Genomic DNA, 17,269 nt, shown 5'->3' on the forward strand with positions numbered 1-17,269 from the left:
TGATTGAGTTTTATACTACAAATATAACTAAAGCCAAAAGCTTTTTCTTTTAAAAGTCTGCTAAAAAGTATGGAGGTTTGGACTTTCGCTAGTCTTTTCTTAATCCTTTTTATGTGAAAGGCAATTTGGATAATTTCAGTCACAAGCCCTGGATTAAAATGAAAAACCCCCTTTAAGTATTTGATGATAAAGGTATTTCTTCCCTATCATTACCGGTAGGCATAGGGAGAAATTGTCTTCAGAAAAACTGGAAGATAGGATGCCTCAAATGCTTTAACAGCTGGAAAAATTATTTACCGGTTTTTCAGCTTTTTACTAACAAAACTTCTTACCAGTTCGGTGGTCACTCCAAAAAGTACGTGAGCAAATAACTCATTTGCCTGGGTTTTAATAGGAATGTCTTTTGGATTGCCTTCCAGGCCTAGCAACGGAAGAGAGGTCTCGTGAGTGGTGAACCAGGTGGTGCCACCAAGAATTACTCCATCAGTAATTTTAAGATGGTCTCTGTCTTTTTTCCCATAGCCATAAGCGGCACCCAGAGTCGCCCCAACCGGGAAATTCACCAACTGTTCCGCAAGAGCTTCGTTCTGTACGCTAATGGGGCCTCCGGTAATCTTGGTAGAAAGATCATCTAAGATCTTGATCTGTGCCGAACGCTGCTCAACTTTTCTTACCGGCAAGTAGCGTTCTACTATACTCTTTACGGCAGTTCCGGCGAGACCTCCTAAAAATCCTGAAATGAGTGCTCTTTGGGTATCAGGGGTGTAAGTATCTTTGTTTAAAAAGGCAGTTAGTTTCATCTGTTGAATTTTTTATAAGTTAAAGCTATCTATTAGGCCTTTTTTCTGCAATTGTTTAACAAGGAATTGGGATGAGTTGTTTAAAAATTGATAATTTTAAAGTATGAGTAAATCACTAAATACAGCTTTGTTACAGGTGGACCTTAAATGGGAAGATCCGCAGGCTAACCGCAGTTTATTTTCAAAAGAAATTAAGGCTCTTTCAGATGAGATAGACCTTATAATTCTACCGGAAATGTTCACAACGGGATTCAGTATGAATGCTGAAAAATTAGCCGAAAGGAATGACGGACTCAGTTTTAATTGGATGCGGGAGATGGCAGCACTTAAAAATGCTGCAGTCACCGGAAGTCTTATTATTACTGAAAACGGGAATTACTATAACCGACTGTTTTTTGTCTATCCAGACGGGAGTTATAAAACTTACGACAAGCGTCACACCTTTACTTTAGCTAAAGAAGATAAAACCTATACCGCCGGTAAGGAAAGATTAATTGTGGACTATAAAGGCTGGAGAATTTGCCCGCTTATTTGTTATGATCTTCGTTTTCCGGTTTGGGCAAGAAATACCAAAGATTACGATCTTCTTATCTATGTTGCTAACTGGCCAAATAAAAGAGTTGCAGCCTGGGACGCCTTATTAAAAGCCCGGGCGATTGAAAATATGAGCTATTGTATTGGCATAAACCGAATCGGTACCGATGGTGATGGCTATGAATATTCAGGGCACAGCGCGGCTTACGATTGTTTAGGCGAAAATTTAACCGGAGAAAACAGGGAATCACCTTTTGTTGAGGAGATTAGTTTGGATAAGGATCACCTGGAGAAAACCAGGAAGCAGTTAAAATTTCTTCAGGATCGCGATGAATTTACTCTAAAATAAAACTTTCATTCAAATCCCAGTTTGAGCGAACTTCCAGGGTGTCGCTATGGTAAAGGATTCTTTCCGGTGGGCGTTTTTCCAAATAATTACCGGTATCCCACTTTTGGTTTCCGTTTTTATCTATAATTACCCGCACCAGATATTTCGCCGGTTTCAGAAATCTGAAATTAAAATTCGTCTCGTTTTCTGAAAATCTTTCAGCTTGAACTTCACCTTCCAGATTGGTTAGTTGGGCAATAATCGGGAAGCTATTAACATTCTGAAGTCTTAACACCACACTGCCATATTCAGAATATGGTTTTGTGGAAATTTGCTGATTGATGGTGTCGTTGGTCTTTCCGAAGAGATCGGTTAGCGCGCCGGGTAAAGCCCGTATCTGGTATTTATTGTTCTCCTCCTTCTCAAATTGAAGTTGAAGTTCATTTTTAAAGAGTAAAAGTTCTGCTGAAAAATTCACTTCTACAGAATCTTTATCGAGAATTCTTATCAGGTCGGCATTGCTCTCAACCAGGGGAGTGTTTGCCCTGAATTTAAAAATTTCGTTTAATTCGATGTTTCCACTGGGTTCAGGGGTTACTTTAAGCGTATCGCGTTCAAGTTCAGATATCTTTGTGAAGAGCGTATCTCTCTTTTTAGGACTCACTATTTCAAACGAAAGGCTGTCAGATTCCGGTTTTTGGTTGTACCAATAGTAAAGGGTATCGGTTTTTGGATCTTTTACAATCCGGGAGCGAAAGCCTTCGGGTTTAGGATTTAAAAGATTGATCTCAAGACTATCCAGATCTGTAACGCCTTCATAACCAAACAGGATCTGGTTTCCCTTTAATAATTTGGGTCTTTCCACACTAAATTCCAGTTCTTCTTTAAAAAGGGTAATATGATAGCTGGTATCTGCTGGCAGACTAATTGGCTCTTCAATGAATCCGATTTTCTCTGATTGAGGATTAAATTTATAATTAGCATTTTTATCCTGAATCGCGATCATTTGGTAAATTCCTGCCTTAAGATTTTCCAGTTCAAAAGTGAAAATGCTGTCCTTGGAATAGGTTACATATCTGGGGTTTTCTTTATAGACAATAGAATCTGAATAAGTTGAATCTATTTCATATAAAAATATCGAAACCGGTTCTGCCAGCTCTTTTAATGAAGCGTCATCTACCGTTCCTTGTACTGAAAGGGAGTCAAGATAATCTCCGGTAGAAAAAACGTATTTGAAATAAGGTAATTCGTTGCCTTCGTTGTTATCCACTATACTTTTTCCGAAGTTGATGGTATAGGTAGTATTTTCCTGAAGTGTATCAAAGATCTCGATCCTAATATCCTTTCTTGCGCTTCCCAATGGAAGAATGGTAGGTTTGGGATCCATTGGAGGTGAGATGATGATCTGTTCCTGGGGTTTATTGAGTTTGATGTATTCGTTGAAATAAATACGAATCTCATCGCGGTTAAAATTGGTGTTGAAATTCTCCGGGGTAGCCCTTACAAATTTTGGTGGTTCCTCATCTTCGGGGCCGCCCTCGGGCATACCTTTTTTTGCACATTGAACCAAACCCAGGGTCAGGAAAATTACAAGCAGAAAATTCGGAATTCGTTTAAGCATAATCACGCGATGAATCTTTAGACAAAGAAACGATTATTTTAGTTTTCCCGGCAAAATTCAATCGGTAATTGCCATACTTGCCAGGCTTATCTTTACTCCACTTATCTTTTGAAGTTTTGTAACACAGGCCTCCATTGTAGCGCCAGTCGTGATGAGATCGTCTACAAGTAGGAGGTGTTTGTTCTCAAGTTTTTCGGGGTTTTCTATCATAAATGTCTCGTCAATACTCCCCCAGCGGCTTAATCGTTTTTTAAAGGTCTGGGTGGTAGTAGCCGATTTTTTCACCAGAACATCATCAATGTACTCGGACTCCAGACTATTTGCGACTTCTTTCCCAAAATCTTCAACCTGATTAAACCCACGGGACTTTAATTTTTTCCGGTGAAGCGGAACTGGGACCACCGCATCTATTTGGGTGTATTCCGGGATCTTTGCTAGTTCCTCCCCAAGCCACTGCCCCAGGAAATTTCCTATTTCCCGATTACCACGGTATTTAAGATTATGGATTAGCTGCTGTACCATCCCCTTCTTTTTAAAATACAACAGGGAAGTAGCATTTTCAATACTAAGCCTCCCTGAAAATACTTTTTTTGTAGTGTTCTCGTTATCAAGATGAAAGTTAGTAAGTGGAAGCTCGTGAAGACAGGAAGTACATATTATGGTTTCGTGCGTAACCAATTCGGTTTCGCAACAATTACAAATTTTTGGGTAGAATAAATTAAGTAAATCGTGAAACATTTGTTAACAGCTTGTCGGTTCCCTTACTAAACTCCTAAATTTACAAACTAAATTCTATTATATGATGACTGAAAAGAAGAACAATACAGCCTTGAAGGTCTTAACCGGTATTCTGGCAGTTGCCCTTGTAGTCCTGGGCATTTATACCGTGAAATTTTATAATGAAGAGAAGGAAAACAAGGCGATCCTCCAAAAGGAAAAAGCCGTAATTGAAGATGAACTCAATGACCTTATCGTCAAATATGACGAGGCGATCGAGGAAAATGAAGTTCTGGATCAGGATCTTGTGAACGCACGCGATAGGATAGAACGTCTTCTGGATTCGGTTCAGGATTATGATGCTACCTATGCCATGAATACCCGACTCCAAAGAGAGATATCCAATTTAAAGGTGGAAAGGGAAAAATTATTTAGGATAGTAGATAGTTTAAGCGCCCAGAATCAAAGAATGGCAACAAGTCTGGATAGCACCAGCGTAGCCCTTCAGGAAAGAACCCGAATTTCAGATTCCCTTCAAAATACAAATCAAAGTTTGTCAAACAAGGTAGACAGAGCTTCACAACTTAAAATAACCGGTCTCTCGGGAGAAGGGGTGATTGTTAGAAACAGTGGAAAGCTGGTGGAAAACGACCGCACCCGAAGAATAGATCAGATAAGAACTTGTTTCACCATTACTGCCAATGATCTTGCCGGACCCGGAGAAAGAAATATGTACGTTCAGGTCTATAACCCGGAAAATGAATTGGTAGGCGATGAAATTGTAGTAAACCACGAAGGTGGGCCTATGGTATATAGTGCAGCCTCTAAGGTTTTTTATGAAAACAATGAGCTGGATGTTTGTATTTTGGCTAACACCAACGAAGAAAAACTGCTTGAAGGAACCTATAAGGTTTATGTCTATGCCGAAGACATATTGCTGGGAACAGGATCTTTTAGTCTTAGATAATTAAAAATTTAAATTTCAAAGGCCGCCTTGACTAATATCGGGGTGGTTTTTTTATTTTTGCGCTATGGCAAAACAAGAAGATTTATTTAAAAATGTAATATCCCATGCTAAGGAGTATGGGTATATTTTTGCGTCGAGTGAAATTTATGACGGATTAAGCGCCGTATACGATTATGGTCAGAACGGAGCCGAATTAAAAAAGAACATCAAAGATTACTGGTGGAAAAGCATGGTGCAACTGCACCAGAATATTGTTGGCCTTGACGCCGCAATCCTGATGCATCCTACCACCTGGAAGGCTTCAGGCCATGTAGATGCTTTTAATGATCCGCTTATTGATAATAAAGATTCTAAGAAACGTTACCGTGCCGATGTGCTGGTGGAGGATTATGCTGAAAAGATCCATCAAAAGGCGGAGAAGGAAATTGCGAAAGCACGAAAGCGTTTTGGAGATGCCTTCAATGAAGAGGAATTTGTGACGACCAATCCGCGGGTTATTCGTTACCGTAAGGAGCGGAAAGAGATTCTAGAGCGGCTTGCAAAGTCGTTGACAGAAGAGGATCTCGATGATGTGAAAGCTCTTATTGAAGAATTGGAGATAGCCTGCCCTGAAAGCGGTTCGAAGAACTGGACCAATGTCAAGCAATTCAATCTTATGTTTGGCACAAAATTAGGCGCTTCGGCCGAGACTGCTTCAGATCTATACCTCAGGCCGGAAACAGCCCAGGGGATCTTCGTAAACTTTTCTAATGTTCAGAAAACCGGAAGGATGAAAATTCCTTTTGGAATAGCACAAATTGGTAAAGCTTTCAGAAATGAGATTGTCGCCAGGCAGTTTATTTTCCGCCAGCGGGAGTTTGAACAGATGGAGATGCAATTTTTTGTACGTCCCGGCGAAGAGCTGAAGTGGTTTGAACACTGGAAGGAAACCCGCCAGAATTGGCATGATTCCCTTGGTTTAGGAAAAGAAAACTATCGTTTTCACGACCACGAAAAAATGGCGCATTATGCCAATGCCGCCACAGATATAGAATTTAATTTCCCCTTCGGATTTAAAGAATTGGAGGGAATCCATTCCCGCACAGATTTTGACCTTAAAGCACACGAAGAACATTCAGGAAAAAAACTGCGGTTCTATGATCCTGAACTTAAGGAGAATTATGTGCCTTACGTAATTGAAACCTCCATTGGTTTAGACCGAATGTTCCTTGCCGTATTTTCTTCATCTTTAAAGGAGGAGCAACTTGAAGATGGAAGCAGCAGAACGGTTTTAAAACTTCCTGCTGTGCTGGCACCAACCAAGGCTGCCGTGCTTCCATTGGTTAAAAAGGATGGTTTACCCGAACTTGCTCAGGAGATTATAGACGAATTGAAATGGGATTTACAGGTACAGTATGATGAAAAAGATGCAATTGGTCGTCGCTACCGCCGTCAGGATGCTGCGGGAACACCGTTTTGTATTACAGTGGATCACGAATCTTTGGAGGATAAGACCGTGACCCTTCGCTACAGGGATAGTATGGAGCAAAAACGGGTGAAAATCTCAGAATTGGCAACTCTTATAAAAGAGGAAGTCGACTTTAAAAAATGGCTGAAGTAAGAATTATTTAATTCAGCTAGATCTTACAAAAGAGGCATTTAATAGTTTATTAAGTGCCTCTTTTGTTTCTATTATCCTGATAATGATTATTTTTAAGGAATATATCAAGAATCGCTGTAGATGAAAAAAATACTATTACTAATTACGTTATTCTATGTTTTTCAACATACTACCGTGGCTCAGGAAAGGGAAGTAGCCGGTCCTGCGTATATCGATTCGGCCCAGGCAGTGCCATCTGCAGCATTTTCAAAAACAAGGTTAATTACGCCTACAACAGAGTACAAACTCTTTAATCCCAGAAACCGGGGCATTAATAAAATAGTTCCGGGGAAAGGTCTGCCCAGAGGAGAAGATCCCGTAAGACAGAGTAAAATGGGAGATGTAAAACTTTCCGGTGAAAAAAAACTGAATTTTGAGGCAGTGAGTACTCGGGCGACTCCTTCAGATCCTACTGGAGTGGCGGGTCCTAATCATTATGTAAATGCCTGGAATGCTGCTTTTTCAATATTCGATAAAAACGGAAACCAGTTAACGCCGCCGGCAGATCTTGCAAGTATAGGCGGGGAGTTTACAAACGAAAGAGGAGGAGATCCAATTGTGGTTTATGACGAAAACGCCGATCGATATGTTATTAGTCAGATGGACACGCTTCCGGGAAGTTTTCTAATAGCGGTTTCTCAAGGACCTGACCCTGTTAATTCCGGATGGTACACCTATCGTTTTCCAACAAATGGAATGTATCCCGATTATCCAAAGTTGTCGGTTTGGAGCGATGGTTATTATTTCACTACCAATAAAGACAATACTACCGCCGACCAAAGTGAGGTGATATACGTGATGGAGCGCGATAAAATGTTAAGAGGAGAATCAGCTCAGGTGATTGGTTTTCCACTTCCGGGAATCAAAACCACCAGATTTTATAGCCCGGCTGCCTTCCATGTTAACGGAAGAGAATTACCGCCGCCGGGGAATTCCCCTATTATTTACATGCAGGATGACTCCTGGGAAGGTGTAAATGAAGATCATTTAAAATTATGGTTGGTGAATGTAGATTGGAATCAGCCGGGCAATTCTACTATTTCTGAATCCCAGGAACTGGGAGTTGCAGAAGGAGTGTCGCCTTTTCATTCTACTTTTGATGGAGGCTCGTTTAAGAATTTATCTCAGCCTTTTGATGCCCCTGATCTGGATGCGTTACAAGCTACCATGATGTACGCTACCCAATATCGCAGGTTTGGGACTCACAACTCGGTGGTAATGAATTTTGTGGTAGATATTGAACCCAGTGCAGCCGAGCATGCTGCAGTGAGATGGTATGAACTTCGGCAGCGCCAGGATGGAGATCAATGGCAGGTATACCAGGAAGGTACTTATGCTCCTGATAAAAGTGACAGGTTCGGGGGTAGTATCGCTATTGATGCTGAAGGGAATATAGGTTTAGGCTATACTGTTCTGGATGATAGTCCGGAGCGGCCAATTCCGCCTTCTTTGCGTTTTACAGGTAGGTTTGAAGGAGATCCCAGAGGAGTTATGACCGTGGAAGAAGAAAGTATTATAGAAGGGATTAGTCCGAATCCCAGTTTTCGCTATGGAGATTATTCCCATATGAGTGTAGATGCCCAGGACGGATTAACTTTCTGGTATATAGGCGAAGTATTTGAAGGCGAACAGCGCATTAACCAGGTTGGAACCTTCAGGATCGCCCCGGAATATAACAATGACCTTGCGCTTACAAAATTAGTGGCTCCTGTTGAGTCAACACTGGGAGAGAATGAAGAAATAATTATTAGAATCAGAAACCTGGGAAGAAATTCCCAAACTGATTTTGAAGTGAGTTATTCTATAAATGGAGGAGGAACAATCACAGAGACGGTGAACCAAACCCTTGAAAGCACCGAAATGATGGAATATACTTTTAGTGAAACGGTAGACCTTTCAGAATCCGGGGCAGAGTATGAAATTACAGTAAGTGTAAATCCGGCTGCCGATGAAAATGACACAAACAACAGTCTGACAGAGACAATACGGCATCTATCTCCTAACGATATTGGAATAAGTTCTATTGATGCACCTGAAACAGGGGAGTTCCTGGATTCAACGGAGGAAGTAGTAGTTACCATCGAAAATTTTGGTGGTATGCCTCAGGAAGGTTTTCAGGTAAGCTATCAGTTGGGAAATAATTTTAGTGTGGTTGAGAATTTCCCGGGCGTTTTAGGCGTTGGGGAAGATGAGGTCTTCACATTTTCTGAAACTGTAGATCTTTCCAGCTCGGGATGGTATGAAATAACAGCCAGTACTTTGCTCGAAACCGACACAAAACCAGAAAACGATTCAGTAGAAGAAACCATTGTTAGTATGGATTGTATTCCTCGAGGGAGTGATTGTAGCTTTGGAGATGGAATCTGGGCCTTTGAACTCGGCGATATTTTAAATGAAAATATTCCCTGCGGAAACGGCTACATCGATTTTACCGATCAGACAACTATAATAGACCGCTCTGAAGGCACGCAGGAAGTATCAGTGCAAACTTCCTTTGTTGCCGAGGAAAGGGAACAATTTTCTATGTGGATAGATTTCAATGACAATGCAGTTTTTGAAGATTCTGAAATGGTTATTGAATCTCAGCCGTTAACCCGCTATAAGGCCTGGGAAACTTTTGAATTTGATCTTCCGCAAGATGCGCCGTTGGGGCAACATCTTTTAAGAATAAGGGCGGGAGATACAAATCCGGAATGGAGTGGAGATCTAAATTCTCCATGTTCTGTTATGCAATATGGTACTACCCACGATTATACAGTAACCATAACAGATAGCACGTTGGATATTGATGATCACCTGCTTTCAGAAGCAGAATTCGTTATCCTTTCTAAGGACCAGAAGCATTTTAAGGCCATTCTCGAAACCACCTATGATCAACCACTAAGAATAAGCGTATACAATATACTTGGCCAACAAATGATAGAAAATCAAATAATGAGCGATGGTAACGCCTATGTTTATGAATTTGATATGAGCTATGCCGCAAGAGGAGTTTACCTGGTGCGGGTGGGTACTTGGGAAGTGGGAAGAGTAAAAAGGATTATCGTAAAATAATGAGTTTCTACCTTTATAAATTTTTCAAATAACGTTATTTTTTTAATTGAATTCCGGAACTTGTGGTTTTTCCCGGAAGCCTTATTTTTGAGCAAAACAGATTAAATGAAGATTATTTCCTATAATGTAAACGGAATAAGAGCAGCACTTAGAAAGGGATTTTTAGATTGGGTACAGCAGGTAGATCCAGATGTGGTTTGTCTTCAGGAAATTAAAGCCCAGCCCGAACAACTTAACCTCGAGGATTTTGAAGAGGCTGGATACCCATATCACTATTGGTATCCAGCACAAAAAAAAGGCTATAGTGGTGTGGCCATCCTGAGTAAAACCAAACCTGAGAACGTTGAATTCGGTACAGGGATAGATTACATGGATTTTGAAGGTCGTAACATTAGAGTAGATTTCGAAGAGTTTTCGGTAATGAGCCTTTATCTGCCTTCGGGTACAAATATCAATCGTCTTGAGCATAAACTGCAGTATATGGACGATTTTCAGCGATATATAGACAATCTTAAACTCGAAGTTCCCAATTTGGTGATCTGTGGAGATTATAATATTTGCCATCAACCCATCGATATCCACGACCCGGTTCGTTTAAAGAATGTTTCCGGATTTCTTCCTGTAGAACGGGAGTGGCTGGACAGATTTATAAAAAGTGGATTTATAGACTCTTTCCGGTACTTTAATGAGGAGGCCGATCAATATTCCTGGTGGAGTTACCGTGCCAATGCGCGTGCCAATAACAAAGGCTGGAGAATAGATTATAATTTAGTGGCAGAGCCATTGCAAGATAAGTTAAAACGAGCCGTTATATTACCGGAAGCATATCACAGCGATCATTGCCCCGTATTGCTGGAGCTTAGATAAAATCCCGAAAACCCTTAATTATGAAGAAAATAGCCTTGTTGTTTGTTGTGATTTTTTCCCTTACTTCCTGTGTGTCTTCAAAAGTCTACAATGACCTTGAAAGCAAACATGCCGACCTGAAGCGGGAAAATCGAAACCTTAAAAGCGACCTTGATAAATACAAAAATCTCGATGAAGACTTTTCAGTATTAAATAAGGATTATGCTGAAGCCGTTGCAGAAAGAGATCGTTTAAAAGAAGAGCTGGCGAGCAATAGAAGAAAATACGAGACCCTGAAGGATTCTTATGATGCCCTGGAAGAAAACAGCTCGGCGGCCATTGCTGATAATTCCCGCCAAAATCGCCAACTTCTGGCAGAGCTGGAAGAAAAGGAAAATGCGCTTGCACAGGAGCAGGCTCGATTGACTAGGTTACAAAAAGATTTGGATTCGAGATCGAGGAGAATCGATGAGCTGGAGGGACTAATAGCAGCCAAAGATGCCAAAATGAACGCGCTTAAAGACGCGATTTCTAAGGCGCTTACCAATTTTGAAGGTAAAGGCTTAAGTGTAGAACAACGCGATGGGAAAGTTTATGTCTCTATGGAAAATAAATTGCTTTTTAGCTCGGGAAGCTGGGCAGTAAATTCCGAAGGAAGACAAGCGGTACAGCAGTTAGGACAGGTGTTGGCACAAAATCCTGATATCGCTGTGCTAATAGAGGGTCATACCGATGATGTGCCATATGGCGGAAGCGGGCCTCTAAAAGATAATTGGGATCTTTCAACCAAGAGAGCAACCTCCATTGTCCAAATCCTTCGTGCAAATAATAATATAGACCCACAAAACCTTACCGCTGCCGGGCGTGGTGAACATGCTCCGGTTGCTACAAATGAAACTGCGGAAGGCAGATCAAAAAACAGAAGAATAGAAGTTATTCTTACTCCAAAACTTGATGAGGTAACCAAATTGTTAAACGAAGAGGAATAAAGATTTTCCTTAGGAAATTATGATATGAAATATACTAACCTACCGAATACCGATATAAAAGTAAGTAAAATATGCCTGGGCACAATGACCTGGGGAGAACAGAATACAGAAGTCGAAGGCCATCAGCAAATCGAGCTTGCGCTGGATAAAGGAGTAAATTTCCTTGATACTGCTGAAATGTATGCCGTGCCCGCCCGCCCCGAAACCCAGGGAAGAACCGAAGAAATAATAGGAACCTGGCTTAACAAAACCAAAAGAAGAGATGAGATTGTCCTGGCTTCAAAAATTGCTGGCCCGGGGGAGCAGGTGGCTCATATCCGTGAGAAACTTGATTATTCCAGGGAAGCCTTGGAAGATGCTCTCGATAAAAGCTTAAAACGCCTGCAAACCGATGTGATTGATTTATATCAGTTGCACTGGCCGGAGCGACAAACAAATTTTTTTGGGAAAAGAGGGTTTTCATTAGACGAAGATGAAGGCTGGAAGGAAAATTTTGAAGAGGTGCTTTCTAACCTCCAGTATTTCGTGAAAAAAGGAAAGATAAAGTACATAGGTCTTTCAAACGAAACTCCTTATGGACTAATGCGTTTCCTTGAGGAAAGCAAGAAGGATCTGCCAAGAGTGCTTACTGTTCAGAATCCATATAATCTTTTAAACCGAAAAGACGAAATTGGGCTGACTGAGATTCTACATCGGGAAAAGGTGGGTTATCTGCCTTATTCACCGCTTGGAATGGGGGTTTTAACCGGGAAACATCTGGATGGAATAAAGAAAAATAGCAGGCTGGATCTCTTTCCGCAGTACAAAAGATATTCAGGAGATCAGGCGGTGAAAGCCACCAGGGAATACAGCGAAATCGCTAAAAAACATGGGCTCAGTTTTGCACAAATGTCACTCGCTTTTATCAATCAGCAGCCCTTTGTAACCAGTAACATTGTTGGTGCGACCAATCTTGATCAACTTGCTGAAAATATCGGAAGCATAGACCTGGAGCTTTCTTCTGAAATACTTGAGGAAATAAACGCTGTTCACGAGAGAATTCCAAATCCGGCTCCCTAAATCGGGCTTACAAGACTTTGGTGAATAAACACTGCTCTGTCTTCAAAAGTCCTTACGTGATACCAGTCTTTTGATTTTCCAAGGAAATTTAAAGTGTCATTAGCGGTGAGGGTTTTCAGGACTGTGGAGTTTCTGGTAGCAGGTCGGTTTCTCAGATTAGCCTTTGAAGAGGTGACCAATAGTTTACCGGGATAGAGGTTTTCAGGAGAATCCTCAATCTCCAATTTCTGGGATTGGAATACAAAACTCAGTGGATTTATCGCGCCCCCATAACTTTTGTAAATCCCGAAATGTAGATGTGGTGGTGTGGTGCGGGCGTTTCCGGTATTTCCTACATAGCCCAGAGTATCTCCCACCTTTACTTTTCCTGAATTTGGATGAATACTGTCTAAGTGGGCGTAATACAAAGATTGGTTTCTTTTATTGTCGCGCAGCCATACCTGTTTACCTCCCAGGCCTTTTTCACCGGTATAGGTGATATGCCCATCTGTGGCCGCTACTACCGGAGTTCCGCGTTTAGCAAAAATATCTATTCCTTCGTGGCTTCTGGTACCTCCGCCTCTCACCGCGCCCCAGTAACTTTGTATAGAATTGTTTTTACCAGCCAGGACCGGGAACAAATAGGCCGGTCTTTTTTGCATTTTAAATAAAAAAGGGGTGTTAGCCTCAATTTCCGGTTGGATTATCAGTTTATAGCTTCCCGCCTCTTCAGGTTCAAAACTAAATTCCTTTTTCTGAAATTCAGCGGTTTTAATTTTTTCAAAACCTGAAGTTGAATCTCCTTTTTTCTGATAAAGTTCAATGAATACCAGATCTTTAACTGAATCTGTTTCGGCCTCAAATGAGAGAATTTCTCCCGGTTGCAGCTCCATTTCATAGGAATAGATATGGAAACTACGGGGAGAGAATTTCCCCGTTTCGGCATATGGAAACTCTATATTAACGTTATCCATCAGCGCAAGATCCACCCTGGATTGCCATAGCTCATATAATTCATCAGAAATATCGAAATCCCGCTGGTATTTTTCCTTTGCGGTTGGATTGGTGATAAAATCGGAAGCCGTATTGATCTGGGAACAGGCAGTGCTTAGTAAAACAAGGCTGATTACAAGTATTTTTATCTGCAATGTCTTTTTCATAGTCGCCTACATTAAGGCAGTAACTATGCCAGTTTTACCCGAAAAGATGACTCACCACATCTTCAATTTTGGCGACTTTAATGATCTCTATGGAAAAATTATTTTTAGGGATCTTGCTTTGTTTTGCGATCATAATTTTTGCGAAACCGAGTTTCTCAGCCTCCATAATTCGCTGCTCTACCTTGGTCACAGGTCTAATTTCCCCCGCAAGACCAACTTCAGCGGCAAAGCAAATGTCTTTTTCAACCGCAATATCTTCATTGGAAGACAGAATTGCTGCGACCACTGCAAGATCAATTGCGGGATCGTCTACGCTTATTCCTCCGGTTACATTGAGAAAGACATCTTTCGCTCCCAGGCGGAATCCGGCTCGTTTTTCCAGCACTGCCAGCAGCATATTAAGTCTTTTCACATTATAACCGGTTGCCGAGCGTTGGGGAGTACCATATACAGCTGTGCTAACCAAAGCCTGAATCTCAATCATCAACGGGCGCATCCCTTCGAGGGTGGCCGAAATAGCAGTCCCGCTGAGGTCTTCGTCATTTTTAGAGATAAGTATTTCAGAAGGATTGGTCACTTCCCTCAACCCGCTGCCCTGCATCTCGTAAATTCCCAGTTCGTGGGTAGAACCAAAGCGGTTTTTGTGAGCGCGAAGGATTCGGTACACGTGATTTCGGTCGCCTTCAAACTGAAGAACGGTGTCTACCATATGTTCCAAAACTTTAGGGCCCGCGATACTGCCTTCCTTGGTGATATGACCAATAAGAATTACAGGAGTATCGGTTTCCTTGGCGAATTTTATAAGTTCGGCGGTGCATTCCCTTATCTGGGAAATACTGCCGGGAGAACTTTCTATATAATCGCTGTGAAGGGTTTGAATTGAATCTATGATCACCACCTGTGGCTCTACAGTTTCTATATGCCTAAAAATATTTTGAGTCTTGGTTTCGGTTAGAATATAACAGTTCGCCGGATTGGGATTGATGCGTTCAGCCCGCATTTTTATCTGCTGCTGACTTTCTTCGCCGGAAACATATAGCACCTTATAATTTAGCTGAAGCGAAATCTGAAGCAGCAAAGTGCTTTTCCCGATTCCCGGTTCACCACCGAGCAAAGTGAGAGAACCGGGCACGAGACCGCCACCCAAAACCCTGTCTAATTCATTGTTTGAGGTTTTCCAGCGATTTTCGGGAGAGGTCTCGATCTCGGCAATTTTTAGGGGCCGATTTGCCCTTTTGGTTTCTTTAGAAGCAGGAGTTTTCCAGTCTTTGGGATCCGGTTTTTGTACCAGTTCTTCAACTATAGTGTTCCATTGCCCGCAGGCCGAACATTTTCCCTGCCATTTTGAATATTGGCTGCCACAATTCTGGCAGTAAAAAGTAGTCTTTGCCTTAGCCATTTAAGCTTCTGAATTTTTATGCTAATAACCGAAATCTTTTTTAATCGCATCGGCTTTGGCAAGCATAAAATCGGTGTCCAGGAAGGCAATTTTTTCTTGTCCGTAGGCTTTCTGGTAGGTTCGCATCGCCTTTCTGGGGTTTCCTGTTTCCTCTTCATAGCGCGCCTCAAAATAGGTGGCTAGCATTGTCCCGGGATAATGATTCTCTGCCATTTTACTTAGTTCGTGGTAATCATCCCAGCGGCGGGTTTTTTCTATAGCGTTGTAAATTGCCATAAAATCGTTCAGTCTTATTTGCTTCTCTACGTGAAAAAGCTCGTTTATGGTTTCGTATTTGTCCGTAAGATATTCAACCGGTGAAATAGAAGTTTGCAGGAGGACCTCGTTATAATCTTTTACAGATATTGGACTGTAAACCTTGAACATGCTTGACAATGCCGAAGGAATAGCTTTTCCTACCAAAGAATAATGTGTGGTGTTCTCGAAATTGTCGAAATGGTATTCAACCATTTTATTATCCAAAGTCTTTAACTGATTATCAAAAGAAAGTATTTTTTCCTTGAGCTGAGCAATATCGTCACTTCCCGTAGCCAGGTAGTACCATTTTTTTGTTTCAGACTTAGCCAGGGAGTTGGTGATCCTTTCCGTCATTTGAGGAGCAAGGTCCGGACTAAGGTTTATATAACCGTCAAAAAGGGGATCGGGCTTGAAGAGGTAATAATTAATAAAGTTAGAAGTGAAATCGTGACCTAGGATTACCCTAAAATCGGTTGTACGGTATTTATTATCTAAATACTGCATCAATTCCATTCCCAGGAATTCAAAAAAGGCTGCACCATCGCCGGATGGGAGAAAATTTTGCTCGTCGTAAGCGGCATCATATTCACGACTGCCGTACTGATTGATTCCTACAACGATCATTTCGGGAGCATCTTCCCAGTAGGAATAATAATCTACATTCCCGGCAACAGGCTCAAAGAGATAGTCGCCGTCCAGTACGATCATTACCGGATAGATTTTTTCAGTATTTGCCTCATAATTCCGCGGTAACTGAATTTTTAATTGTCTTTCTTCCCCGAGTTTTTCAGAGTTAATCGTTTCGTAAAGGGTTTGTGAAAATGTGAATATTGGAGCAAGAAATGCTGCCATTAAGAGTAATTTTTTCATCATAGGTGTTAAATTGATTATAGAACCCCAAGATAATCAATTATTCTTACGGTTAAAAACAGGAAGTAAAATGAAGGAGAGTGCGCCCAGTACAAGCACTAAAAGGGTTTGTGTCCCCCAGGTAAGCCAGCCAAAGGCCTCCCCGGATTGTTTGCTTATCCCGAAAAGCACAAGAATGGCGCCAATAGCTACCGGATAAACGCCAATTCCGCCATTTGTTGCTGAAATTGCCAGCGAACCTACGACAAAGGCGGCAAGCATCATACCCGTTCCAGGGGGTGCCATTTCAGGCACAGAGAAACTTATGACGTAAAACATTAGGAGGTACATCAGCCAGATAAACAGGGTATGGAAAAGGAAAGCCCATTTTTGTTTCATTCGGAAAATGCTACGCATACCTTCGATTAGACCTTGTGCCAAATTTCTGATTTTGACCAGGAAAGGTAGGTTGGAGCGTTTTATTAACCAGATGCCTCCTACCCCTGCCAGTAGCAGCAGAAATAATATTGTGATAGTAATTAGTGGGTTGATCTGATTAGTTTTAAAATAAGTGAGTAGATGTTCGGTTTGCAGGATAAGCGTAAAACCCATAATTGCGAGCATAACCACTATATCGGCAATCCTTTCAGAAATTATAGTGCCGAAGGCTTTTTCAAAAGGAATTTTTTCATAGCTGGAAAGCGTAGCAGCCCGAAGAACTTCCCCGGATCGTGGAATGCCAAAATTGGCCAGGTAACCCGCCATAACTGCCATAAAAGAATTTGCGAAGCGGGGTTTGTACCCCATAGGTTCCAGCATATACTGCCACCGGTATGCACGGGACATATGTGAAAGTGTACCAAAAATGAGGGAAAGAATTAGCCAAAGTGGGTTGGCATTTATGATATTGTCTAAAAGCTCCCGACGTTCCTCTGGGGTTGCGCTTTGAAGGGAATACCAAATGAAAATAAACCCGAGTAGTAGGGGGAGAATAATCTTTAGTATTTTTATAGTTTTTTTGTTCAAAAAAA

At 41.5% G+C, this 17,269-nt stretch carries 14 protein-coding genes; 7 read left to right on the top strand and 7 right to left on the bottom strand.

Translation table 11 applies throughout. The annotated features are described in order from the left end of the window. Positions 1–293 precede the first annotated feature (293 nt). Positions 294–800, bottom strand: coding sequence for a DUF1440 domain-containing protein (locus BM266_RS00355; RefSeq protein ID WP_093404442.1), 507 nt, complete (start codon positions 798–800; stop codon positions 294–296). 103 nt (positions 801–903) lie between these two features. Here BM266_RS00355 and BM266_RS00360 point away from each other — a divergent pair, with 103 nt between their 5' ends. Continuing rightward, on the top strand, positions 904–1,683 hold the full coding sequence (locus BM266_RS00360) for an amidohydrolase (RefSeq protein ID WP_093404445.1): 780 nt from the start codon (positions 904–906) through the stop codon (positions 1,681–1,683). On the opposite strand, the gene BM266_RS00365 is transcribed toward BM266_RS00360, so the two are convergent. Next, entirely contained in the window at positions 1,670–3,283 is a 1,614-nt protein-coding gene (locus tag BM266_RS00365) for an Ig-like domain-containing domain (protein WP_093404448.1), read from the bottom strand. The genes BM266_RS00360 and BM266_RS00365 overlap by 14 nt on opposite strands. A gap of 57 nt (positions 3,284–3,340) precedes the next feature. Then, positions 3,341–4,021: a ComF family protein gene (locus BM266_RS00370; RefSeq protein WP_093404451.1), complete on the bottom strand. Its 681-nt coding sequence runs from the start codon at positions 4,019–4,021 to the stop codon at positions 3,341–3,343. A gap of 61 nt (positions 4,022–4,082) precedes the next feature. On the opposite strand from BM266_RS00370, the gene BM266_RS00375 reads away from it, so the two are divergent. From BM266_RS00375 to BM266_RS00400, 6 genes are all read left to right on the top strand, one after another. Next, positions 4,083–4,967 (top strand): hypothetical protein, encoded by an 885-nt coding sequence (locus BM266_RS00375; protein ID WP_093404453.1) that lies wholly within the window; start codon positions 4,083–4,085, stop codon positions 4,965–4,967. Positions 4,968–5,031: 64 nt separating this feature from the next. Next, positions 5,032–6,567, top strand: coding sequence for a glycine--tRNA ligase (locus BM266_RS00380; protein WP_093404456.1), 1,536 nt, complete (start codon positions 5,032–5,034; stop codon positions 6,565–6,567). A gap of 120 nt (positions 6,568–6,687) precedes the next feature. After that, positions 6,688–9,660 (top strand): GEVED domain-containing protein, encoded by a 2,973-nt coding sequence (locus tag BM266_RS00385; protein WP_093404459.1) that lies wholly within the window; start codon positions 6,688–6,690, stop codon positions 9,658–9,660. A 105-nt stretch (positions 9,661–9,765) separates the two neighbouring features. Beyond that, positions 9,766–10,527 (top strand): exodeoxyribonuclease III, encoded by a 762-nt coding sequence (locus BM266_RS00390; RefSeq protein WP_093404462.1) that lies wholly within the window; start codon positions 9,766–9,768, stop codon positions 10,525–10,527. Between the two features lie 20 nt (positions 10,528–10,547). Then, entirely contained in the window at positions 10,548–11,495 is a 948-nt protein-coding gene (locus BM266_RS00395) for an OmpA family protein (protein WP_093404464.1), read from the top strand. A 24-nt stretch (positions 11,496–11,519) separates the two neighbouring features. After that, positions 11,520–12,554 (top strand): aldo/keto reductase, encoded by a 1,035-nt coding sequence (locus BM266_RS00400; protein ID WP_093404466.1) that lies wholly within the window; start codon positions 11,520–11,522, stop codon positions 12,552–12,554. Here the strand turns inward: BM266_RS00400 and BM266_RS00405 are convergent. From BM266_RS00405 to BM266_RS00420, 4 genes are read right to left on the bottom strand one after another with little or no spacing between them, the layout of a single operon-like run. Next, positions 12,551–13,693 (bottom strand): M23 family metallopeptidase, encoded by a 1,143-nt coding sequence (locus BM266_RS00405; protein WP_093404468.1) that lies wholly within the window; start codon positions 13,691–13,693, stop codon positions 12,551–12,553. The two genes, BM266_RS00400 and BM266_RS00405, sit on opposite strands and share 4 nt — an antisense overlap. A gap of 34 nt (positions 13,694–13,727) precedes the next feature. Further along, positions 13,728–15,092 (bottom strand): DNA repair protein RadA, encoded by a 1,365-nt coding sequence (gene radA / locus BM266_RS00410; protein WP_093404471.1) that lies wholly within the window; start codon positions 15,090–15,092, stop codon positions 13,728–13,730. Between the two features lie 21 nt (positions 15,093–15,113). Further along, on the bottom strand, positions 15,114–16,262 hold the full coding sequence (locus BM266_RS00415) for an alpha/beta hydrolase (RefSeq protein WP_093404473.1): 1,149 nt from the start codon (positions 16,260–16,262) through the stop codon (positions 15,114–15,116). Between the two features lie 33 nt (positions 16,263–16,295). Next, entirely contained in the window at positions 16,296–17,264 is a 969-nt protein-coding gene (locus tag BM266_RS00420; RefSeq protein ID WP_093404476.1) for a lysylphosphatidylglycerol synthase transmembrane domain-containing protein, read from the bottom strand. Between the last annotated feature and the right edge of the window lie 5 nt (positions 17,265–17,269).

Source organism: Salegentibacter flavus (genome assembly GCF_900115145.1).
In the GTDB taxonomy this organism is placed as follows: domain Bacteria; phylum Bacteroidota; class Bacteroidia; order Flavobacteriales; family Flavobacteriaceae; genus Salegentibacter; species Salegentibacter flavus.